This is a genomic window from Variovorax sp. Root473, assembly GCF_001426505.1.
Classification (GTDB): Bacteria; Pseudomonadota; Gammaproteobacteria; order Burkholderiales; family Burkholderiaceae_C; genus Variovorax.
This window is the reverse complement of record NZ_LMEV01000013.1, coordinates 321,525-342,046: the sequence shown is the minus strand read 5'-3', so window position 1 is coordinate 342,046 and position 20,522 is coordinate 321,525. Positions and strand designations below refer to the sequence as shown.

Below are 20,522 nucleotides of genomic sequence, written 5' to 3'. Positions count from 1 at the left end.
CCGCCTATGTCCCGAATCGCAAAGTCACGAAAGAACCTCTTGACTCTTCACAGCTAGGGCCCGCCGTCGGACTCCAGGGATGGCGCACCCGCGCCTGCCCATTTGTGCGCATACAGCGGATAGAGCCGGGCCCATTCCGCGCTCCCGAAAGCACCGCCGCTCTGGTGCGTCACGGAAATCGGCCAGGTGCCCAATCGCAGCCCCTGCCGGCGCGCGGTTCTGCAAAAGTCGATGTCGTAGAAGTGGAAGTCGAACTGCGGATCGAATGCCACGGCACTGGACAGCAGTGTGCGGCGGTTCGCCGCCAGGAACACGCCATCGAGCAGCTCGCAATCGGCGGGCACCGCGCCGAAGCAGTTGACGGGGCCGAACGGCTGCGGCCCGTGGGCAATGATTCCCGAAAGATGCGCCAGGTCGTCCCAGACAAGGGCGGTGCCGAGATAGTTCCAGCTCACGTGCTGTTCCGATTGGCGCCGATTGCCCGCCAGGCCGATCACGTCGTAGGCGCGCAGTCCCTGCGCCACACGGTCGGCCAGGAAGAGGTCTTCGAGCCACACATCGTCATGCACGAAGACGAGCATGTCGCGGGCATCGGGCGCCGTGAGTGCGCTGTTGTAGACCTCTGGCAGGCCGCGCCGGTTCTCGAAGCTCACACGCGGCCTCAGGCGGCCATCGAAGTCGAGCCGGCGCAGCGATTGTCCCAGCGCAGACTCAGCCCAGAACTCGGCCTCGGAACACCGGGTCGCGCTGACGATATCGATCATTGTTCTCTCGCGAAGATGGGCTGCGGGCGGCGGCAGTATTGCACAGGCCATGCGCCGAAAGCTTCGCGCCACAATAGCGCGACATGCCGCCCATATCCCCCGAAGAGACACCCCTCCCGCCGGCCCAGCCGCAGCCCTCGAACCTCACGGCGCTCGAGCCCCTGAAGCTCCCCGTGTTCCGCATGCTGTGGAGCACCTGGCTCATCGCCAACATCTGCATGTGGATGAGCGATGTGGCGGCGGCGTGGATGATGACCTCGCTCACCTCCTCGCCGATCTGGGTGGCGCTGGTGCAGTCGGCTTCCACCTTGCCCGTGTTCCTGCTGGGCCTTCCAAGCGGCGCGCTGGCCGACATCCTCGATCGCCGGCGCTGGCTCGTGGCCACGCAGTTCTGGCTGGCCGGCACGGCCGTGGTGCTGTGCGCCGCCATCGCGCTCGACGTGATGACCGCGCCGCTCCTGCTGGCACTCACCTTCGCCAACGGCATCGGGCTGGCGCTGCGCTGGCCGGTGTTCTCGGCCATCGTGCCCGAGCTCGTGCCGCGCCAGCAACTGCCGGCGGCGCTGGGGCTGAACGGCATCGCCATGAACGCCTCGCGCATCGTCGGCCCGCTCACGGCCGGCATGCTGATCGCGAGCGCGGGCAGCGTCTGGGTGTTCGCGCTCAACGCAGTGCTGTCGGTGGCCTCGGGCTTCGTGGTGCTGCGCTGGCGCCGCGAGCACACGCCCAACCCGCTGGGCCGCGAGAAGCTCATCAGCGCAATGCGCGTGGGCGTGCAGTTCGTGCGCCAGTCGCAGCGCATGCGGGCGGTGCTCACGCGCGTGTCGCTCTTCTTCTTCCACTCCACCGCGCTGCTGGCGCTGCTGCCGCTGCTGGCACGCAACCTCCAGGGCGGCGGCGCCGGCACCTTCACGCTGCTGCTGGCCGCCATGGGCACGGGCGCGATCATCGCGGTGCTCTTTCTGCCGCGGCTGCGCCAGGCGCTCGGGCGCGACCAGCTCGTGCTGCGCGGCGCCATGCTGCAGTCGGCCGCCACGGCCGTGATGGCCGTCGCGCCCAACGCCTGGGTCGCGGTGCCGGCGATGTTCTTCGGCGGCATGGCGTGGATCACGGTGGCCAACTCGCTGTCGGTGTCGGCCCAGCTCGCGCTGCCCGACTGGGTGCGCGCGCGCGGCATGTCGACCTACCAGATGGCGATCATGGGCGCGAGCGCGATCGGCGCGGCGCTGTGGGGCCAGGTGGCCACCGTCACGTCGTTGACGCTGAGCCTGGCCATCGCCGCCGTGAGCGGCACGCTGCTGATGCTGGCCGCCATCCGCTGGGTGACCGACGTGAGCGGCGAGGACGACGTGCGCCCCGCCCAGGCCGGCTGGGCCACCGGCCCGCCGGCCGAGGCGCCGCAGGAAGATGGCCGCGTGGTGATCACGGTCGAGTACCTCATCGACCCGTCGCGCGCCGCGGCCTTCCACCTCGTGATGCAGGAGACCCGCCGCGCGCGCCTGGGCCAGGGCGCCATCGGCTGGGAGCTGCTGCACGACATCGCGCAGCCCGAGCGCTACGTGGAACAGATCGTCGACGAGTCGTGGACCGACCACCTGCGCCGCTTCAACCGCGCCACCGCCGCCGACATGGCGCTGCGCGAGCGGCGGCTGGCGTTCCACCTCGGCGAAACGGCGCCGGTGATCACGCGCTTCGTCGTGCGGCGCTGAACGGGGCCCGCAGGTGTTTTGACCACCTGCATGATTTTGCTGGCATGCCACTTGCAAGCGGCCAGGCAAGGGTATCCACGCATGGTCTACTTTTTTTGACCACGTGGATAATTTAGGCTCCCCACCCGTTCCATGAGGTTTGCCACGATGAATCCGCCCCCGTTGCGCAGCCGCTTCTGGTCCGACCTGACCAGTGAAGAGTTCTCCCGCCTCGACCGCGAACGGCTGATCGCCGTGCTGCCCGTGGGCGCGACCGAACAGCACGGCCCCCACCTGCCGATGTCGACCGACACCGCCACCATCGACGGCATGGTGCAGGCCTGCCTGCCCTACCTGCCCGACGACCTGCCGGTGCTGTTCCTGCCCACCGTGCCCTACGGCAAGAGCAACGAGCACTCGCGCTACCCGGGCACGCTCACGGTGTCGGCGAACACGCTGATCTCGCTGTGGAAGGACGTCGGCGCCTGCGTCGCCAAGGCCGGCGTGCGCAAACTGGTGCTCTACAACAGCCACGGCGGCCAGATGAGCGTCATGGACATCGTGGCGCGCGACCTGCGCGAAGAGCACCACATGATGGTCGTGGCCGCCAACTGGTACACGCTGGGCCTGCCCGAAGGCCTGTTCACCGCGCACGAAGGCAAGCACGGCATCCATGCCGGCGACCTCGAAAGCTCGGTGATGCTGCACCTCACGCCCGACTACGTGCGCAAGGACCAGTTCCAGAACTTCAGTTCCATGACCGAGCAGCTGGCGGCCGAAAACAAGTTCCTGTCGATCACGCCCAGCGGCAAGCTCGGCTGGCAGATGCACGACATCAACCCGGCCGGCGCCGCGGGCGACGCCACGCGCGCCACGGCCGAGAAGGGCGCCGCGGTGCTCGACCACGTCGGCCAGCGCTTCGTCGAGCTGCTGCGCGAAATCGACCGCTTCCCGATGGAGCGGCTGGCCAACGTTCCCGCCTGGCGCTGAGCCCGCCTGCACAAGGAGTTCCATGGAAAGCCCCACGCCATCCACCGCCGCACCCCTGGCCACACCGCTGGTCCGCCTGCGCAACGTCGGCAAGCGCTTCGCCAACGGCACGCTCGCCCTGCAGGGCATGACGCTCGACATCGGCGAGCACGACTTCGTCAGCTTCCTGGGCCCCTCGGGCTGCGGCAAGAGCACCGCGCTGCGGCTGATCGCCGGACTCACGCGCATCAGCTCGGGCGACATGCAATGGTCGGGCGCCAACACCGGCAGCGCCAAGGACAGCAAGAGCGACCGCGACCTGGGCTTCGTGTTCCAGGAGCCCACGCTCATGCCCTGGACCAAGGTGTTCGACAACGTCTGGCTGCCGCTCAAGCTCGCGGGCATGAGCCGCGACGAAGCCGCGCCGGTGGTGCAGCACGTGCTGGAACTGGTCGGCCTCTCGCGCTTTGCCGACGTGTACCCGCGCGAACTCTCGGGCGGCATGAAGATGCGCGTGTCGATCGCGCGCGCGCTGGTCACGCACCCGCGCCTGCTGCTCATGGACGAGCCCTTTGCCGCGCTCGACGAGATGACGCGCATCAAGCTCAACAACGACCTGCTGGCCATCTGGCGCGAGCACCGCTTCTCGATCGTGTTCGTCACGCACAGCGTGTACGAGTCGGTGTATTTGTCGAACCGCATCGTCGTGATGGCGGCGCGCCCGGGTCGCGTGATCGACGAGATCGCCATCGACGAGCCCTACCCGCGCGGCGAGGCCTTCCGCACCTCCAGCCGCTACAACGCGCACTGCACGGCTGTTTCGCAATCTCTGCACGGAGCGCTCCATGGCCTCGACATCGACCATTGAAACCGTGATGCCCCTCGACACCACCACCAACGAAGCCACGCCGTCCGCCGAGACGCTGCGCGCGCACGAAGACAAGCTGCGCCGGCGCGAGGCCACGCTGCGCGTCGTCGTGCCGGTCGTCATCGTCGCCGCGCTGCTGCTGGTGTGGGAGTGGATGGTGCGCGCCAACGACATCCCGCACTACATCCTGCCAGCGCCCTCGCTGATCCTGACCACGCTGTTCGACAACTGGGCCTCGCTCTCGGGCGCGCTGTGGTTCACGGTGAAGCTCACGCTGCTCGCACTCGGCGCCGCCATCGTCGGCGGCGTGCTGCTGGCGATTGCGTTCGCGCTGTTCAAGTGGGTGGAAATCGGCCTGTTCCCGATCGCCGTGATCCTGCAGGTGACGCCGATCATCGCGATCGCGCCGCTGATATTGATCTACGTGTCGAGCACCACCGCGGCGCTGTTGCTGTGCGCGTGGATCGTGGCCTTCTTCCCCATCCTGTCGAACACCGTCATCGGCCTGAAAAGCGCCGACAGCAACCTGCGCGACCTGTTCCAGCTGTACAAGGCTTCGCCCTGGCAGACCTTCCGCTACCTGCTGGCGCCCAGCGCCCTGCCGTACTTCATGGCGGGCCTGAAGATCGCCGGCGGCCTGAGCCTCATCGGCGCGGTGGTGGCCGAGTTCACGGCCGGCACGGCGGGCAAGGAAACGGGGCTGGCCTCGCGCATCCTCGAATCGAGCTTCCGCACCGAGATCCCGATGATGTTCGCGGCGCTGCTGCTGGTGTCGTTGCTGGGCATCGTGATCTTCATCGTGTTCGCCGCCCTGTCGCGCCTCGTGCTCGGCCACTGGCATGAAAGCGAAATGCGCCGTGAAAGGTAATTGGCTCGCCCCCAGGCTACGCGCACTTCGTGTCGCTTCTCCAACCCCCTACCGAGGGCAACACCAGCGGCCCGGCAAAGCCGGTTCCGCGGTGTTCCCTTGCAAGGCGACACCATGAACACAGCCTCTCAGATCCTTGAACGGCCTTCACCTCTGGATGTCGACTGGGACGCCGTGCGCGAGGACCTGCGCGGCCTGAACGTGATCGCCACGCCCAGCCAGCGCAAGCAGCTCTCGAAAGACTTCTACTGGTACAGCCCCATCCTCACGGCGCAGCTCGCGGGCTGCGTGGCCGACCTCGTGGTCAAGGTCAGCACCGAGGACGACGTGCGCCAGGCCGCGGCCGTGGCCGCCAAGTGGAAGCTGCCGCTCACTGTGCGCGCAGGCGGCACCGGCAACTACGGCCAGTGCGTGCCGCTTGAAGGCGGGCTCGTGCTCGACGTGACGCAGATGTGCCGCGTGCTCGACCTGGCCGAGGGCCGCATCCGCGTCGAGGCCGGCGCGCGCATGCACGACATCGACCTGGCCGCGCGCGAGATCGGCCAGGCGCTGCGCATGTGGCCTTCGACCTGGCACGTGGCCAGCATCGGCGGCTTCATCGCGGGCGGCTTCGGCGGCATCGGGTCGTTTCGCCACGGCATCCTGCGCGACCCTGGCAACCTGCTGCGCGCGCGCGTGATGACGGTGGAGCGCGAGCCGCGCGTCATCGAGCTGGTGGGCGACGAGATCCAGCAGGTGCACCACGCCTACGGCACCAACGGCGTGATCCTCGACGTGGAAGTGGCGCTGAGCCCGGCGGTCGACTGGGTGCACTGCACCGTGCTGTTCGAAACGTACCGCGGCGCTCTCGACTTCGGCATCGCGGCGCAGGCGCCGACGCTCGACATCTTCCTGCTCTCGACGGTGGAGGCGCGCTTCTCGCCCTACTACACGGCGATGCGCGACCGCTTTCCGCCCGACCGGCACGCGGTCTTCACCATGGTCTCGCCCGAATCGATGGCCGAGTTCCGCGCGCTGGCCGGTACACATGGCGGCACGATCTCCGTTGCGGGCACCGAGGCCGAACTGCTCGCCGACGGCCTGCCGCCCGCCTACGAATGCGCGTTCAACCACACGACGCTGCAGGCGCTGAAAGCCGACCGCGGCTGGACCTACCTGCAGGTCGCGTACGCCCAGCCCTTCGATCCTTCAGTCGTCGAGCGCCACTTGAACATCTTCGGCGACGACGTGCTGCAGCACCAGGACTTCGCGCGCGCCAACGGCCAGTGCGGCACCTTCGGCATCCTGCTCGTGCGCTGGAAGGGCGAGGCCCATCAGTACGAGGTGATGCGCGAGATCGAGTCGCAGGGCGGCGCGCAGATCTTCAACCCGCACGTCTTCACCATCGAGGACGGCGGCATGAAGACCATCGACACGCAGCAGATCGAGTTCAAGAAGCGCAGCGATCCGATGGGCCTGATGAACCCCGGAAAAACGCGCGGCTGGACGCCCGACATGGCCGTCGAGCGCTGAAAAACAAATAGTCTTCGCATCCCGTCCCCACCCCAACCTCCACAGGAGTCCGTCCCCATGCGCATCCCCGCTGTCTCTCTTCGGCCGCTGGCCTTCGGCCTGGCCCTCGCAGGCGCTGCATTCGCCGCGCAGGCGCAGGAAAAAGTGGTGTTCGCCACCAACTGGAAAGCGCAGGCCGGCCACGGCGGCTTCTACCAGGCGCTGGTGGACGGCACCTACAAGAAGTATGGCCTCGACGTCGACATCCAGCAGGGCGGCCCGATGGTCAACAACCGGCCCATGCTGCCGGCCGGCAAGGTCGACTTCCTCATGGCCGGCAACCTGCTGCAGTCGTTCGACAACGTGAAGAACGGCGTGCCCACCGTGGTGGTCGCGGCCATCTTCCAGAAAGACCCGCAGGCCATGTTCGCCCATCCAGGCCAGGGCTACGACACCTTCAAGGACCTGACCAAGGCGCCCGTGGCCTTCATCGGCAAGGACGGCCAGTTCAGCTTCTGGCAGTGGATGAAGTCGGACCACGGCTTCAAGGATTCGCAGCTCAAGCCCTACACCTTCAACGTGGGCCCGTTCCTGGCCAACAAGAAATCGATCCAGCAGGGCTACGCCATCTCGGAGCCGCTGTCGATCAAGGCTCAGGCCGGCTTCGACCCCGTGGTGCACCTGCTGGCCGACCACGGCTTCTCGACCTACGCCACCACCATCGAGACCCGCGCGGACCTGATCAAGACCAAGCCCGAGACGGTGCGCAAGTTCGTCGAGGCCTCGATCGTCGGCTGGAACAACTACCTCTACGGCGACAACAAGGCCGCCAACGAGCTCATGGCCAAGACCAACCCCGACGCCACGCCCGCCGCGCTGCAGGGCTCCACCGAACTCATCAAGAAGATGGGCATCGTGGACAGCGGCGACGCGCTCACCAAGGGCATCGGCGCCATGGACGAGGCACGCGTGAAGGACTTCTACGACAAGATGGTCAAGGCCGGCTTGTACAAGCCCGGCGAGATCGACCTGTCGAAGGTCGTGAGCACGCAGTTCGTCAACAAGGGCGTCGGTGTCGACGTCCGCAAGAAGCTCACCGGCAAATAAGCAAGCCGTTCGCTTCGTTGTTTTTCCCGTGGGTCGCGCGGGGCTTGCGCCGGGGTCAGATGCCGGCGCCTGGGTTGCCATAAGGCACTGCGCGGCCTTTGTTCCTTGGGCTCTGACCCCGTCTCGCCGAACAGGCGAACCGGCCCGAACCATGAAAACGCTCGTCGTCCATTGCCATCCGAACCCTGACAGCTTCAACCACGCGCTCTACCGCACCGCCCTCGACGCGCTGCAGCCCCGCAATTCCGTGCGGGCCATCGACCTGTACGCCGAGGGCTTCGACCCGACGCTGACACGCGAAGAGCGCATCGCCTACCTCGACAACCCCGAACTGATCCGCGAACGCGTGAAACCCCACGTCGAAGCGCTGCTGTGGGCCGAGCACCTGGTGTTCGTCTACCCCACCTGGTTCCATGGACCGCCGTCCATGCTCAAGGGCTGGCTCGAGCGCGTGTGGCTGCCGGGCGTCGCCTTCCTGCCCGCGGAACGCAAGGGACAACTCGCGAAGTCGGGCATGCGGCACATCCGCCGGCTGACGGTGGTGACCACCGGCGGCTCGCCTCGCTGGTTCGTGATGGCCATCGGCGACCCGGGCCGGCGGCTGTTCACGCGCGCGCTGCGGGCGCTGTTCGCGTGGCGCTGCAAGGTGACGTGGCTGCAACTGCACGACATGAACGCCGCCACCGACCGCGACCGCACCCATTTCATCGCGCGCGTGGCGCGCACGCTGCACAACATCCAGTAGACACGCAGGAAGACACACACCATGAGCCTCGAACGCACGCTGACCGTCCGCGTCGAACGCATCTCGCGCCAGACGCCGGAAATCCTGGCCTTCGAGCTGACGCATCCGTGGGGCCGCGCACTGCCCGGCTACGAGGCCGGCGCGCACATCGACGTGCACATGCCCGGCGGCTTCTCGCGCCAGTACTCGCTGGCGCGCGCGCCCTCGAGCACCGGCTCCTACGTGATCGGCGTCAAGCGCGAGCATGCGAGCCGCGGCGGTTCGGCTTCGATGCACGAGCGCGTGCGCGAAGGCGACCTCATCGCGATCACCGCGCCGCGCAACACCTTCCCGCTGCGCGCCGAAGCCCGTCGCCACCTGCTGCTGGCCGGCGGCATCGGCATGACGCCGCTGCTGGCGATGGCGCAGGCACTGGCCGCGCGCGGTGCCGATTTCACGCTGTGCGTGTTCGCACGCAGCGAAGAGCACCTGGCGTTCGCCGAGGCGCTGCACGCGCCCGCGCTGGCGCCGCACCTGAAGCTGCACCTGGACCAGGGCGACGCGACGCAACGCATCGACCTGCGCGCGCTGCTGGCCGAGCGCACACCCGACACGCACCTGTACGTGTGCGGCCCCGGCGGCTTCATGCAGGCCGTGCGCGAGGCCGCCGCGCACTGGCCCGAAGACGCGCTGCACACCGAGTACTTCGCCGCGCCCACCGGCACGGCCGCCGCCACCACGGGTCTGCCCTTCACGCTGAAGCTGGCGCGGCGCGGCATCGAGGTGCCGGTGGCGGCCGACCAGACCGCGGTCGATGCATTGCACGAAGTCGGCATCGACATCCCCGTGTCGTGTCAGCAGGGCCTGTGCGGCACCTGCGTGGTCGAGGGCGATGGCGAGGGCGCCGAGCACCGCGATTTCTGCCTCACGGGCACCGAGCGGCGCAGCAAGGTGGCGCTGTGCTGCTCGCGCGCCAAGGGCCCCGACCTGGTGCTGCAGCTGTGAGCACAACCGACACCGACAGCGAAGCGCCGGCCACGCGCGGGCGTTCGCGCAAGTACACGCAGATGCTCGGCCTCATCAACCAGGCCGCCATCGAGGTGTTCGCAAGCGTTGGCCTGGCCGGCGCCTCGACGCAGGCCATCGCCGACAAGGCCGGCCTGTCGAAGGCGCAGCTGCACTACTACATCGAGAGCAAGGAGGCGCTGTATCGCCAGGTGCTGCAGGACATCCTGAGCGACTGGATCGTGGTGTTCGGCTTCAGCGACGAGGCCTTCGGCCCGCGCAAGGTGCTGGGCGACCTGATCCAGCGCAAGATGATGTTCTCGTTCGAGCACCCGCTGCGCTCGCGCATCTTCACGGCCGAGATGATGCGTGGCGCGCCCGTCATCAACAGCATGATGGACACGAGCAAGCAGCGCACCGACCAGGCCGCCGCCGTGATCCAGAACTGGATGAACCAGGGCCTGATGGACAAAGCTGACCCGATGCTGGTGCTGTTCCACATCTGGGCCGTGACGCAGTTCTACGCGGACCACGCAACGCAGGCCGCCTACTACCGCAACACGGCGCAACAGGGCGACGACAAGGACCGCCGCTACCTGATCGAGCAGGTGACGGAGTTCCTGCTCAAGGGCGCGGGCGTCAAGTAGGGCAGGACTTTTCGCGGAACACCGCGGAACCGGCTTTGCCGGGCCGCAGGTGTTGCCCCCGGCGAGGGGGTTGGCGAAGCGACACGAAGTGCGCGAAGCCTGGGGGAGTACCTATTTCGGCAGGAACATCGTCGCTTCGACTTCCACCAGCACCTCGTCGCCCGGCAGGAAGCGCGACACCTCGACCACCGTGCTCACCGGCGGCTCGCCCGGATAGAACAGGCCGCGCACGCGGTTGTAGAAGGCGTAGTGCGGCAGGTGGCGGAAGTACTGCACCAGCTTCACCACGTCTTCCATGGTGCCGCCGTGCTCGGCCGCGATCTGGCGGATGCGCTCCAGCACGAACCAGCTCTGCGCCACGATGGGCGCCTCGAAGATGTCGACCGACATCTGGCCCGTGGCATAGCCCACGCCCTGCAGCGCGGTGCGGGCTTCTTCCGGGATGGCGTCGTAGCCCGCCACCGCGCGGCGAGTGGCCGGGTCGACGGCGACCACGCCGCTCATGAAGACGAAATCGCCGACGCGCTTGGCGGCGGCATAGTTGGCCATCGGCTTGCCCATGCTCATGGTGTGTTCTCCAGTGCCCGGCCTGCGCGGTAGACGGTGCGTTGCCGTCCGCGCGGGCCGATGAGTTCGTGTTCGTCGGTGGCGGCCAGCACCACCAGATCGGCCGGGCAGCCCGGCGCGATGCGGCCGTCCCACGCGAGCCCCAGCGCCTTCGCGGGGTTCACGGTGATGGTGTCGAGCCAGTCGGCGGCGGGTGCCAGGTGCGCCATCTGCACACCGAGGCCGAAGGGCTCCAGCAGGTCGTAGCTGCCGTAGGGATAGAAGGCGTCCTGCACGTTGTCGGTGGCCAGGCTCGCGCGCAGGCCGTGCGACGCCGCCTCGCGGATGCGCGTGATGCCGCGCGCCACAGGCGTGCGGTCCCACGCGCCCTGCAGGTAGAGATTGGTGGTCGGCAGCGCGACCAGGTGCAGCCCGGCGCCGGCGCACAAGGTGAGCGTTTCGGCGGCCACCGCATCGTCCTGCACCGAGAGCGAGCAGGCGTGGCCGCAGACCACCGGGCCCTTGAAGTCGCGCGCGCGCACCAGCTGCGCGATGCTGCGCAGGCCGCTGGCGTCGATGTCCAGGCCTTCGTCGACGTGGAAGTCGAGCCCCAGCCCGTGCTGCTGTGCGAGATCGAACACGCGGCCCAGCTTGTGGACAAGGCCTTCGTTGCGGTAGACGAAAGCGCCCAGCGCCCCGCCCGCGCGCTTCACGTCGCGCGCGATGCGCTCACCGGCGGCGAGGTCGGCGAACACATCGAGCGGCACGAGCGCGACGAACTGCAGCTCGATGCGGCCGGCCCATTCTTCGCGCAGCGCCTCGAATACGGCCAGCGCGGCCGGCGGTTCGGGCTCGACCCAATCCAGGTGCGTGCGCAGCGCGCGCGTGCCGGCGCGCCAGGCCTCGTGCAGCGCGCGCTCCATGCGCAGGCGCAGCGAGGTGCCGGTCCAGCTCGCGCGGTGGCGGCCCATGCGCTCGATGGCGGTGAACAGGTCGCCCTGCGCAGCGCCGACGTCCTGCACGGTGAAGTTCTTGTCGATGTGCGCGTGTGCCTCGACAAGCGCGCTCAGCAGCGTGCCGCGCGCCTGCGTCTGCGACGCACTCGGCGCGATGGCCACGACCGTGTCGCCATCGATCGTGACGTCGAAGACCTGCGCATCGCCTGTGGCTGCAAAGCCCCGCAGCGGCGCCGGAATGCGCAGCGCCTCAAGCGTCGTCATGCGCGCTGGCGCCAGTCGCGCAGCCAACCCAGGCCGGCCGATGTGCCGCCGGGCGCCATGCCGCGGCGCGGGCGGTACTCGCAACCGACCCAGCCCTGCCAGCTGCACTGCGCCGACACCTCGTCGATCACGCCGAAGAGGTAGTCATAGTTCTGCTCGCCCACATCGGGCTCGTGCCGCTCGGGCACGCCCGCGATCTGCAGGTGGCCGACGCGGCCGGTCGGCAGGTACTGGCGCAGCTTCATCGCCACGTCGCCTTCGACGATCTGGCAGTGGTACAGGTCCATCTGCACCTTGAGGTTGGCGGCGCCGACGGTCTCGACGATCTGGTGCGCGTGGTCCTGCCGGTTGAGAAAGAAGCGCGGGATGTCGCGCGTGTTGATCGGTTCGATCAGCACATCGCACCCGGCCTTCGCGGCCTCGGCGGCGGCCCAGCGCAGGTTCTCGAGGTAGACGGCTTCTGCCACATCGCGTGCAAGGCCTTCGGGCACGAGGCCGGCCATGACGTGGATGCGCGGGCAGTCGAGCGCCACGGCGTAGTCGATGGCCTTGGCGATGCCTTCGCGGAACTCGCCCTCGCGCCCCGGCAGGCAGGCCAGGCCGCGCTCGCCGCCGGCCCAGTCGCCGGGCGGGCCGTTGAACAGCACCTGCTGCAGGCCGTTGTGCTTCAGGCGCGCGACGATTTCCTCTTTCGAGAAGTCGTAGGGAAAGAGGTACTCGACGGCCTGGAAGCCGTCTTTCGCGGCGGCGTCGAAGCGGTCGAGAAATGCGAGCTCCGGGTAGAGCATCGAGAGGTTCGCGGCGAATTGGGGCATGGGGTGTTTGTACTACCAGCGCGCACCGAATGTGCGGCGCAGTTCATCGATCTGTTCGGGGGTGAGCGGCGCGGGCCGTGTGGCCTGCGTGAGCATCTGCAGGCGCGCGGTTTCTTCCAGCTCTTCGAGCACGGCCATCGCGGCGGCCGGCGTCTCGTGCCAGACGTTGGGGCCCAGGCGCGCGAGCATCGCCGCGCGGATCGGCGTGCCGGCCGCGCCGTAGCTCGTGATGGTTTGCGCCACCTGCTCGGCCGCCTCGGGCGCACCGGGGCGGTGGTACGGAATGACCGGCACATGGCCGACCTTCATCACGAAGTAGGGCGTGAGCGCGGGCAGCAGTTCGGCCTGTGGGTTGCCCAATGTCAGGGCGACGCAGTGCGTGCTGTGCGTGTGGATCACGCAGGCCGTGCCGGCGTCGAAGTCGCGTGCGGCGGCGTAGATCTTCGTGTGCAGCGCGATGGTCTTGCTGGCGCGGTCGCCGCCGGTCTGCACGCCCTGCGCATCGAGCCGCGCGAGCCGCGCGGGGTCGAGGAAGCCGAGGCAGGCATCGGTCGGCGTGATGAGAAAACCGTCGTCCAGCCGCACGCTGATGTTGCCGGCCGTGGCATGCACATAGCCGCGCTCGAACAGGCTGCGGCCGACGCGGCAGATTTCGTCGCGGGCTTCGTTCTCGGTCATGCGAGCACTGTAAAAGCTTTGGTGAAGAAATCGTCGCTGCCGAAGTTGCCCGACTTCAGCGTGATGTGCAGCCCCGCTTCGGGCGCCGCGTCGCAGCGCGCATGGCACCACGGCACGCCGGGGTCGATCTGCGGACCGATCTGCATCTGCGCGATGCCCAGCGCCTGCACGCAGGCACCCGAGGTTTCGCCGCCGGCCACCACCAGCTGGTGCACACCGCGCTCGACCAGGCCGCGCGCAATGGCGGCGATGGTGCGTTCGACCATCGCACCGGCTTCTTCCACGCCGAGCCGTCCCTGCACCGACTTCACGGCGCCGGCTTCGGCGGTCGAGTAGACGAGCACGGGGCCCTTGTCGATCAGCGGTGCGGCCCAGGCCAGCACCTCGGCCGCGACGTCCACGCCTGCGGCGATGCGCAGCGGGTCGATGGCCATGGCCGCGCCACCGCGCTGGATGAAGTCGAGCACCTGCCGGTTGGTGGCGAGCGAGCAGCTGCCCGAGACGATGGCGGTCTTGCCGCCGGCCTTCGGCAGCGCGCTGGCCTGCGACGACGGCGCGAGGCCGAAGTTGGCCGGCAAGCCGATCGCCACGCCCGAGCCGGCCGTGAGCAGCGGCAGCTTCGCGAGCGCCGGCCCCATGCGCAGCAGATCGTCGTTCGAGACTGCATCGACGATGGCGATGCTGACGCCCTCGGCCTTCAATTGCGCGATGCGTGCGTCGATGGCGTCCGCACCGCGTGCCACCACCGCGTGGTCGATCAGGCCCACCTTGCGCGTGCACTGCGCCTGCAGCACGCGCACGAGGTTGGGGTCGGTCATCGGCGTGAGCGGATGGTTCTGCATGCCGCTCTCGTTGAGCAGCACGTCGCCCGCGAACAGGTAGCCCTTGAAGACGGTGCGCTTGTTGTCGGGGAAGGCGGGCGTGGCGATGGTGAAGTCGCAGCCCAGCGCATCCATCAGCGCCTCGGTCACGGGGCCGATGTTGCCCCTGACCTCGCCGGTGAAGGTGCTGTCGAAGGTCGAGCAGTACTTGAAATAAATTTGCTGCGCGCCCTGCGCCTGCAGCCAGCGCAGCGCGTCGAGCGACTGCGCGATGGCCTCGGCCGGCGCGATGGTGCGCGACTTGAGCGCGACCACGACGGCATCCACGTCGGCATCGAGAGGTCCGTCAGGCACGCCGATGGTCTGCACCACGCGCATGCCCGCGCGCACGAGGTTGTTGGCCAGGTCGGTGGCGCCGGTGAAGTCGTCGGCGATGCAGCCGAGCACAAGCTTCGCCATCGCTCAGCCCTTCAGCGCCAGCGTGACCGCCTGTGCGTTCTCGCGCACGTAGTCGCGCAGGATGTCGTCGAAGCTGGCATCGGCCTTCAGGCCCAGCGCCTCGGCGCGCGCGGCGTGGATGCGGCTGGGCCAGCTGGTGACGATCTTCGCGATGGCGGCGTCGGGCTCCCAGTCGATGAGGGCGGTGGCCTCGGTGCCGGCGATGCGTTCGAGCGCCTGCGCCATCTCGCGCACGGTGGTGGTCAGCGCGGGCAGGTTGATCGCCGTGCGCGCGCCCCATTCGGCGGCGGTTGCGGTGGCGGCGCGCACGATGCCGGCGACGGTGTTGCCGGGCGAGGCCAGCGCGACCGGCGTCTCGGGTCCCACGGGGCAGCGCGCGCGCACGCCGGCCAGCGGCTCGCGCAGCATGCCGCTCAGGAAGCTGGAGGCCGCGCCGTTCGGACGGCCCGGACGCACCGACACCGTCATGAGCCGCACGTTGCGGCCTTGCACGAAGCCCTTGCGCGTGTAGTCGGCCACGAGCTGTTCGCCGATGAACTTCTGGATGCCGTAGCTGTTCTGCGGCGTGGGCAGCGTGGTGTCTTCGATCACCGCGGGCAGGCGCTGCTCCGGCGAATCGCCGAACACGGCGACGGAGCTGGAGAACACGAACACGGGCGCATGGCCCGCGCTGCGGCAGGCGTCGAGCAGGGCGCGGGTGGTGTCCAGGTTGCTGCGCATGCCGAGGTCGAAGTCGGCCTCGCACTCGCCGCTCACGGCGGCGGCAAGGTGGAACACGGCGTCCGTGTCGGCCAGCGGCAATGCACCGTTGGCGGCCTGTTCGTACAGGTCGCCCTGCACGAACTGGATGCGCGCGTCGGCCGCGAGGTCGGCGGGCGGCGGCACGCGGTCGGCGAGCGTGATGCGTGCGATGTCTTTCGCCGCGCCGCCGGCCAGTGCGAGCGGGCCGCCTGCGAGCAGGGTGCGGGCGAGGCGGGCGCCAAGGAAGCCGCAGCCGCCGGTGATGAGAACGTTCATGGTGTGTGTCTTTCCTGGGTCGATGAGCGCTGAAGCTCGATGCTATTTCTTCGATTCTTTCGCAGCAGGCAGTTCGATGCCCGGGAAGATCTTGATGACCGCGCTATCGTCCTCGCGCGCGAAGCCGGCGGTGGAGGCCTGCATGAACATCTGGTGCGCGGTGGACGACAGCGGCAGCGGAAACTTGCTGGCGCGCGCCACGTCGAGCACCAGGCCCAGGTCCTTCACGAAGATGTCGACGGCCGACAGCGGCGTGTAGTCGCCCGCGAGCACGTGGGCCATGCGGTTCTCGAACATCCAGCTGTTGCCGGCGCTGTGGGTGATGACCTCGTACAGGGCGTCGGGGTTCACGCCTTCGCGCAGGCCCAGTGCCATGGCCTCGGCCGCGGCGGCGATGTGCACGCCCGCCAGCAGCTGGTTGATGACCTTCACCTTGCTGCCCGCGCCGGCCGAATCGCCCAGGCGGTAGACCTTGGCGGCCATCGCGTCGAGCATGGCGCCGGCCTTCTCGTAGGCGGCGGGCGTGCCGGCAGTCATCATCGTCATCTGGCCGCTCGCGGCCTTGGCAGCGCCGCCGGAAATCGGCGCGTCGAGGTACAGGATGCCCTGCTGCGCGAGGCGCGCCTCGAGCGCCACCGACCAGTTCGGGTCGACGGTGGAGCACATCACGAACAGGCTGCCGGGCTTCATCGACGCCGCACAACCGGACGAGCCGGGCGTGGCGGCGTCGCCGAACAGCACCGACTCGGTCTGCGCCGCGTTGACGACCACGCTGACCACGATGTCGCACTGCGCGCCGAGCGCGGCCAGCGTGTCGCAGGCGGTGCCGCCTTCGCGCGCGAAGGCTGCGGCGACGCCGGGGCGCACGTCGAACACATGCGGCGCATGGCCCGCGCGGCGCAGCGATTGCGCCATGCCGCTGCCCATGGCGCCCAGGCCCACGAGGCCGACGACGGGGGGGGTGGAAGAAGAAGTCATGTCGTGTGTCCTTCGATCAGCGATTGACGAGTTGCTTGGGCGTGAGCCACACGCCGACGGCGCCGAGCACCAGCGCGCCGGCCAGCATGTACATGCCGATCTGCGTGCTGCCCGTGAGGTCCTTCAGGTAGCCGATGAGGTCCGGGCTCACAAAGCCGCGAGGGCGTGAATCCTTTTATTTGTCAGGTCATCATACAAATTTAAGGATTCAACCGACCACGGGATAACCCGCATGGCGCGGCCTCATCAACAGATTGTGAGCGTGGGCTTACTTGCCCGCAGGCCAGCCTTCGACCAGGGGTCGGGCGAGCTGGGCGCCTTCCTGCTGCCAGAACGCCGGGTCGGCCTGCTCGATGCGGCGGATGGCGTTGTCCATGTGGGCCTTGGCGGCTTCGCGCGCGGCCAGTGGGTCGCCGGCGTCGATGGCCTCCACGATGCGCGCATGTTCCTGCGCCACCTCGCGCACGAAGTCGGCACGGCGCGCCTCGTTGGCGCGCGTGACGCGGGTCGCGCCATGCAGGAACTGCCGCAGGTACTGCAGCGTGCCGATGAGGAACGGGTTGCGCGCGGCCTCGGCGATGGCGCGGTGAAAGCGCACGTCCTCGTCGGCGCCGTTGCCGCCCATCGATACCGCCGCGTGCAGCGCGTCGATGGCCTCGCGGATGCGCTGCATGTCCTCGGGCGTGCGGCGCTCGGCCGCGAGCGCGGCCACCTCGGCCTCGAGCGCGCGGCGCAGCTCGACCATCTGCACCACCGCTTCGCGCGACGCCACATGCGGCATCTCGAAGCGCAGCGGCTCGACGCCGGCGGCGCGCACGTACATGCCGCTGCCCTGGCGCGAATCGACCAGCCCGAGCGACTTGAGCCGCGAGACTGCCTCCCGCACCACCGTGCGGCTCACGCCGAACTGGGTGGCCAGCGCGGTCTCGGTGGGCAGCCGGTCGCCCTCCGACAAGCGCCCGCTGCGCACCTCGGCCACGAGCGCGTCGGCCACCTGGTCGGCCAGGCGGACGGCGGGAGCAAGGGACTGGAAACGGGCGGTCATGGGCGCGGGAAGGCGGTGGGGCCTGCGACTCTAACGCAGGCACTGCACCACGCCGCATGGCCGCATCTGCGCCGGCGTCAGAGGCCGAGCGCGTACCGCGCGGCCCGCGCGATGCTCGCCGCGTCCACGCCGAAGAAACCGCGCAGCGCCGCGCGCGTGTCGCTGCGACCGAAGCCGTCGGTGCCCAGCGTGAGGTAGCGGCGGCCTTCGGGCAGGAAGGCGCGCACGCTCTCGGGCAGGGCGCGCACATAGTCGGTGGCGGCGACGATCGGCCCCTTGCCGCCCTTGCCGAGCTGCTGCGCGACGAAGGGCGTGCCGGCATTCTTCTCGCCGGCCAGCGCGCGCTGCTCGCAGGCCTGGCCGTCGCGCGCGAGCTCGCTCCAGCTCGTGACGCTGAACACCTCGGCCGCGATGCCTTCGTCGGCCAGCTGCTGCGCGGCCTTGATGACCTCGGTGAGGATCGCGCCCGAGCCCAGCAGCGTGACGCTCTTCTTCGCCTTTCCCGACGCAGGGGCATACGTGCCGAAGCGGTAGCAGCCGCGCAGGATGTCGGCCTCGGCGCCGGCCGGCAGGTCGGGCTGCGCGTAGTTCTCGTTCATGAGCGTGACGTAATAGAACACGTCCTGCTGCTCGACCATCATCTCGCGGATGCCCGCGTCGACGATGACGGCCATCTCGCCCGCGAAGGCCGGGTCGTAGGCCTTGCAGTTGGGAATGGTCGCGGCCACGAGGTGGCTGCTGCCGTCCTGGTGCTGCAGGCCTTCGCCGCCGAGCGTGGTGCGACCCGAGGTGGCGCCCAGCAGGAAGCCACGCGCGCGCTGGTCGGCGGCGGCCCAGATGGCATCGCCCACGCGCTGGAAGCCGAACATCGAGTAGTAGATGTAGAACGGCAGCATCGCCAGGCCGTGCACGCTGTAGCTGGTGGCCGCGGCCGTCCAGCTGGCGATGGCGCCGGCTTCGCTGATGCCCTCTTCGAGGATCTGGCCGTCGGTGGCTTCGCGATAGCTCAGCACCGAGCCGATGTCTTCCGGCGCATAGCGCTGGCCCACGCTCGAATAGATGCCGACCTGCTTGAACAGGTTGGCCATGCCGAAGGTGCGCGCCTCGTCGGCCACGATGGGCACGATGCGCGGGCCCAGGGCCTTGTCCTTCATGAGGTTGCCCAGCATGCGCACGAAGGCCATGGTGGTGCTCATCTCCTTGCCGGCCGCCGCGGTGGCGAACTGCGCGTAGCTCGCGATGTCGGGCTTGGGCACCACCTCGCATGCGGTCTCGCGGCGCGGCATGGCGCCGCCGAGCGCTTCGCGGTGCTGGCGCAGGTAGCGCATCTCGGCGCTGTCTTCGGCGGGACGGTAGAAGTCCATCGCGGTGGCCTGCGCGTCGGTGAGCGGCAGGTTGAAGCGGTCGCGGAACTCGATGAGATCGACGTCGCCCATCTTCTTGTGCGAGTGCGTGGTCATCTTGCCCTGCGCGGCGCTGCCCATGCCGTAGCCCTTCTTGGTGTGGGCGAGGATCACGGTGGGCTGGCCCTTGTGCGCGGCGGCTGCGGCGTAGGCGGCGTGGATCTTCACAAGGTCGTGGCCGCCGCGCTTGAGGCGGTCGATCTGCTCGTCGGTCATGCCTTCGGCCAGGCGCGCGAGCTCGGGGTTCTGGCCGAAGAAGTTGTCGCGGTTGAAGCGGCCGTCCTTCGCGGCGAAGGTCTGCATCTGGCCGTCGACGGTTTCGGCGAAGACGCGCGCGAGCGCCCCGCTCACGTCCTGCGCGAACAGGCCGTCCCAGTCGCTGCCCCACACGAGCTTGACGACGTTCCAGCCGGCCCCGGCGAAAAGCTTTTCGAGCTCGTCGATGATGCGGCCGTTGCCGCGCACCGGGCCATCGAGGCGCTGCAGGTTGCAGTTGACGACCCACACGAGGTTGTCGAGCTTTTCGCGCGCGGCGAGCGTCAATGCGCTCATCGATTCGGGCTCGTCCATCTCGCCGTCGCCGAACACGCCCCAGACCTTGCGGCCTTCGCAGTTCAAGAGGTTGCGGTGCGTGAGGTAGCGCATGAAGCGCGCGTGGTAGATCGAGCTGATCGGGCCGATGCCCATCGAGCCCGTGGGGAACTGCCAGAAGTCCGGCATCAGGTACGGGTGCGGGTAGCTGCACAGTCCGCGCGCGCCGCTGCCGTCGGTGAAGGCGGGCGCGGTGAGTTCCTGGCGGTAGTGGTTCAGGTCTTCTTCGCTCAGGCGGCCTTCGAGGTAGGCCCGCGCATACACGCCGGGCGCGCTGTGCGGCTGGAAGAACACGAGGTCGCCGCGGTGCGCCGGGCTGCGCGCATGGAAGAAGTGGTTGAAGCCGGTCTCGAACAGGTCGGCCGCGCTGGCGTAGCTGGCGATGTGGCCGCCGAGTTCGCCGTACGCCTGGTTGGCCTTGGCCACCATGGCGAGCGCGTTCCAGCGCATGAGCGAGGCGAGCTTTTCCTCGATCGCGAGGTCACCCGGGAACGGCGGCTGGTCGGCCGCGGCGATGGTGTTGACGTACGGTGTGGCCAGTTCGGGCTGCCAGCCGATGCGCTGCTGCCGCGCCAGGCGCGCCAGCTCGGCCAGCATCTGGCGCGCGCGCTGCGGACCTTGCGTCTGCGCCAGCGCCAGGAAGGCGTCACGCCATTCGGCGGTCTCTTCGGGATCGGGGTCGTGCGACGGCGGCGTGTCGAGCAACAGGGCGCGCATCTGGTCGGCGGAGATCGGGGCGTTCATGCCAGCACTTTAAGCCGCCCGCGGGAAAATTAGCTACCGGCACCTTCGATTTCATGGCTATTCGAAAGCATAAA

19 protein-coding genes and 1 pseudogene are annotated in these 20,522 nt (G+C 68.8%); 9 read left to right on the top strand and 11 right to left on the bottom strand.

The genetic code is table 11. The annotated features are described in order from the left end of the window. Positions 1-53: 53 nt before the first annotated feature. The gene (locus ASD34_RS08015) at positions 54-764 is read right to left on the bottom strand and encodes a glycosyltransferase (protein WP_056575351.1); all 711 of its coding nucleotides are present in this window, start codon (positions 762-764) and stop codon (positions 54-56) included. A gap of 83 nt (positions 765-847) precedes the next feature. Here ASD34_RS08015 and ASD34_RS08010 point away from each other — a divergent pair, with 83 nt between their 5' ends. From ASD34_RS08010 to ASD34_RS07970, 9 genes are all read left to right on the top strand, one after another. Beyond that, complete coding sequence (locus ASD34_RS08010) at positions 848-2,473, top strand: MFS transporter (protein WP_056575348.1); 1,626 nt, start codon at positions 848-850, stop codon at positions 2,471-2,473. Positions 2,474-2,620: 147 nt separating this feature from the next. Next, positions 2,621-3,442, top strand: coding sequence for a creatininase family protein (locus ASD34_RS08005; protein WP_056575345.1), 822 nt, complete (start codon positions 2,621-2,623; stop codon positions 3,440-3,442). Positions 3,443-3,464: 22 nt separating this feature from the next. Next, positions 3,465-4,289, top strand: coding sequence for an ABC transporter ATP-binding protein (locus tag ASD34_RS08000; RefSeq protein ID WP_056575341.1), 825 nt, complete (start codon positions 3,465-3,467; stop codon positions 4,287-4,289). Further along, positions 4,267-5,157, top strand: a complete 891-nt coding sequence (locus ASD34_RS07995; RefSeq protein ID WP_200937541.1) for an ABC transporter permease — start codon at positions 4,267-4,269, stop codon at positions 5,155-5,157. Before ASD34_RS08000 ends, ASD34_RS07995 begins: the two co-directional genes overlap by 23 nt. A 114-nt stretch (positions 5,158-5,271) precedes the next feature. Then, complete coding sequence (locus tag ASD34_RS07990) at positions 5,272-6,669, top strand: FAD-binding oxidoreductase (RefSeq protein WP_056575336.1); 1,398 nt, start codon at positions 5,272-5,274, stop codon at positions 6,667-6,669. A 57-nt stretch (positions 6,670-6,726) separates the two neighbouring features. Then, the gene (locus tag ASD34_RS07985) at positions 6,727-7,755 is read left to right on the top strand and encodes an ABC transporter substrate-binding protein (RefSeq protein WP_056575333.1); all 1,029 of its coding nucleotides are present in this window, start codon (positions 6,727-6,729) and stop codon (positions 7,753-7,755) included. A 151-nt stretch (positions 7,756-7,906) separates the two neighbouring features. Beyond that, positions 7,907-8,500, top strand: a complete 594-nt coding sequence (locus tag ASD34_RS07980; protein WP_056575330.1) for an NAD(P)H-dependent oxidoreductase — start codon at positions 7,907-7,909, stop codon at positions 8,498-8,500. Between the two features lie 21 nt (positions 8,501-8,521). Further along, positions 8,522-9,484: a PDR/VanB family oxidoreductase gene (locus ASD34_RS07975; protein ID WP_056575327.1), complete on the top strand. Its 963-nt coding sequence runs from the start codon at positions 8,522-8,524 to the stop codon at positions 9,482-9,484. Beyond that, positions 9,481-10,131 (top strand): TetR family transcriptional regulator C-terminal domain-containing protein, encoded by a 651-nt coding sequence (locus ASD34_RS07970; RefSeq protein WP_056575323.1) that lies wholly within the window; start codon positions 9,481-9,483, stop codon positions 10,129-10,131. The genes ASD34_RS07975 and ASD34_RS07970 overlap by 4 nt, the downstream gene beginning before the upstream one ends. Positions 10,132-10,242: 111 nt before the next feature. On the opposite strand, the gene ASD34_RS07965 is transcribed toward ASD34_RS07970, so the two are convergent. From ASD34_RS07965 to mdeB, 10 genes and pseudogenes are all read right to left on the bottom strand, one after another. Further along, positions 10,243-10,698 (bottom strand): RidA family protein, encoded by a 456-nt coding sequence (locus ASD34_RS07965; protein WP_056575319.1) that lies wholly within the window; start codon positions 10,696-10,698, stop codon positions 10,243-10,245. After that, positions 10,695-11,897 carry an amidohydrolase family protein gene (locus ASD34_RS07960; RefSeq protein WP_056575316.1) on the bottom strand — a complete coding sequence of 401 codons (1,203 nt, stop codon included), beginning with the start codon at positions 11,895-11,897 and terminating at the stop codon, positions 10,695-10,697. Before ASD34_RS07960 ends, ASD34_RS07965 begins: the two co-directional genes overlap by 4 nt. Beyond that, the gene (gene otnI / locus ASD34_RS07955) at positions 11,894-12,712 is read right to left on the bottom strand and encodes a 2-oxo-tetronate isomerase (RefSeq protein ID WP_056575313.1); all 819 of its coding nucleotides are present in this window, start codon (positions 12,710-12,712) and stop codon (positions 11,894-11,896) included. Before otnI ends, ASD34_RS07960 begins: the two co-directional genes overlap by 4 nt. A 12-nt stretch (positions 12,713-12,724) precedes the next feature. Continuing rightward, positions 12,725-13,390: an aldolase gene (locus tag ASD34_RS07950; protein WP_056575310.1), complete on the bottom strand. Its 666-nt coding sequence runs from the start codon at positions 13,388-13,390 to the stop codon at positions 12,725-12,727. Further along, complete coding sequence (otnK, locus tag ASD34_RS07945; RefSeq protein ID WP_056575308.1) at positions 13,387-14,670, bottom strand: 3-oxo-tetronate kinase; 1,284 nt, start codon at positions 14,668-14,670, stop codon at positions 13,387-13,389. The genes ASD34_RS07950 and otnK overlap by 4 nt, the downstream gene beginning before the upstream one ends. Positions 14,671-14,673: 3 nt before the next feature. Next, positions 14,674-15,687: a D-erythronate dehydrogenase gene (gene denD, locus ASD34_RS07940; RefSeq protein ID WP_056575305.1), complete on the bottom strand. Its 1,014-nt coding sequence runs from the start codon at positions 15,685-15,687 to the stop codon at positions 14,674-14,676. 42 nt (positions 15,688-15,729) lie between these two features. Continuing rightward, on the bottom strand, positions 15,730-16,665 hold the full coding sequence (gene ltnD / locus ASD34_RS07935) for an L-threonate dehydrogenase (protein WP_056575301.1): 936 nt from the start codon (positions 16,663-16,665) through the stop codon (positions 15,730-15,732). A 16-nt stretch (positions 16,666-16,681) separates the two neighbouring features. Beyond that, positions 16,682-16,822, bottom strand: a pseudogene (locus ASD34_RS27490) (MFS transporter); the annotation flags it as partial. Positions 16,823-16,933: 111 nt separating this feature from the next. Then, positions 16,934-17,710 (bottom strand): FadR/GntR family transcriptional regulator, encoded by a 777-nt coding sequence (locus tag ASD34_RS07930; protein ID WP_056575298.1) that lies wholly within the window; start codon positions 17,708-17,710, stop codon positions 16,934-16,936. Between the two features lie 77 nt (positions 17,711-17,787). Next, a complete protein-coding gene (mdeB, locus tag ASD34_RS07925; protein ID WP_056575295.1) occupies positions 17,788-20,448 on the bottom strand; it encodes an alpha-ketoglutarate dehydrogenase in 2,661 nt (886 codons plus the stop codon). Between the last annotated feature and the right edge of the window lie 74 nt (positions 20,449-20,522).

Excerpts from the sequence above, each read along its gene's own strand:
- ASD34_RS07990 (WP_056575336.1), top strand. The coding sequence starts at position 5,272 with ATGAACACAGCCTCTCAGATCCTTGAACGGCCTTCACCTCTGGATGTC.
- ASD34_RS07965 (WP_056575319.1), bottom strand. The coding sequence starts at position 10,698 with ATGAGCATGGGCAAGCCGATGGCCAACTATGCCGCCGCCAAGCGCGTC.
- ASD34_RS08005 (WP_056575345.1), top strand. The coding sequence starts at position 2,621 with ATGAATCCGCCCCCGTTGCGCAGCCGCTTCTGGTCCGACCTGACCAGT.
- ASD34_RS07985 (WP_056575333.1), top strand. The coding sequence starts at position 6,727 with ATGCGCATCCCCGCTGTCTCTCTTCGGCCGCTGGCCTTCGGCCTGGCC.
- denD (WP_056575305.1), bottom strand. The coding sequence starts at position 15,687 with ATGAACGTTCTCATCACCGGCGGCTGCGGCTTCCTTGGCGCCCGCCTC.
- ASD34_RS08000 (WP_056575341.1), top strand. The coding sequence starts at position 3,465 with ATGGAAAGCCCCACGCCATCCACCGCCGCACCCCTGGCCACACCGCTG.
- ASD34_RS07975 (WP_056575327.1), top strand. The coding sequence starts at position 8,522 with ATGAGCCTCGAACGCACGCTGACCGTCCGCGTCGAACGCATCTCGCGC.
- ASD34_RS07960 (WP_056575316.1), bottom strand. The coding sequence starts at position 11,897 with ATGACGACGCTTGAGGCGCTGCGCATTCCGGCGCCGCTGCGGGGCTTT.
- ltnD (WP_056575301.1), bottom strand. The coding sequence starts at position 16,665 with ATGACTTCTTCTTCCACCCCCCCCGTCGTCGGCCTCGTGGGCCTGGGC.
- ASD34_RS07980 (WP_056575330.1), top strand. The coding sequence starts at position 7,907 with ATGAAAACGCTCGTCGTCCATTGCCATCCGAACCCTGACAGCTTCAAC.
- ASD34_RS07995 (WP_200937541.1), top strand. The coding sequence starts at position 4,267 with ATGGCCTCGACATCGACCATTGAAACCGTGATGCCCCTCGACACCACC.
- otnI (WP_056575313.1), bottom strand. The coding sequence starts at position 12,712 with ATGCCCCAATTCGCCGCGAACCTCTCGATGCTCTACCCGGAGCTCGCA.
- ASD34_RS08015 (WP_056575351.1), bottom strand. The coding sequence starts at position 764 with ATGATCGATATCGTCAGCGCGACCCGGTGTTCCGAGGCCGAGTTCTGG.
- ASD34_RS08010 (WP_056575348.1), top strand. The coding sequence starts at position 848 with ATGCCGCCCATATCCCCCGAAGAGACACCCCTCCCGCCGGCCCAGCCG.
- mdeB (WP_056575295.1), bottom strand. The coding sequence starts at position 20,448 with ATGAACGCCCCGATCTCCGCCGACCAGATGCGCGCCCTGTTGCTCGAC.
- ASD34_RS07930 (WP_056575298.1), bottom strand. The coding sequence starts at position 17,710 with ATGACCGCCCGTTTCCAGTCCCTTGCTCCCGCCGTCCGCCTGGCCGAC.
- ASD34_RS07950 (WP_056575310.1), bottom strand. The coding sequence starts at position 13,390 with ATGACCGAGAACGAAGCCCGCGACGAAATCTGCCGCGTCGGCCGCAGC.
- otnK (WP_056575308.1), bottom strand. The coding sequence starts at position 14,670 with ATGGCGAAGCTTGTGCTCGGCTGCATCGCCGACGACTTCACCGGCGCC.